Here is a 255-nt window from a genome sequence, read left to right as displayed (position 1 = left end):
AAAACGAGAAGCTCGCCTCGCGCCTTCAGAGCCATGAGGACAGGGAAAGGCTTTTCACCCGCGAGGAGATCGACCAGCTGTTCAGCGAGGTCGTCTCGTACTACATCGACCCGGAAAAGTGCCAGGCTTGCATGACCTGCGCCAAGAGATGCCCGGCGGATGCCATCGACGGCGGCAAAAACCGGATCCATGTCATCGACCAGGACAAATGCATCAAGTGCGGGACCTGCTTTGAGGCCTGCCCTCCCCGCTTCG

General features: G+C 59.6%; 1 protein-coding gene. It reads left to right on the top strand.

Features of this window, described 5'->3' with window-relative positions:
- A partial coding sequence (locus tag MWC30_RS22415) for a DUF362 domain-containing protein (protein ID WP_244086381.1) occupies positions 1 to 255 on the top strand: 255 nt, incomplete at both ends.

This window comes from Desulforhabdus sp. TSK (assembly GCF_022836495.1).
In the GTDB taxonomy this organism is placed as follows: domain Bacteria; phylum Desulfobacterota; class Syntrophobacteria; order Syntrophobacterales; family Syntrophobacteraceae; genus Desulforhabdus.
This window is presented reverse-complemented; position numbering and strand designations above follow the sequence as displayed.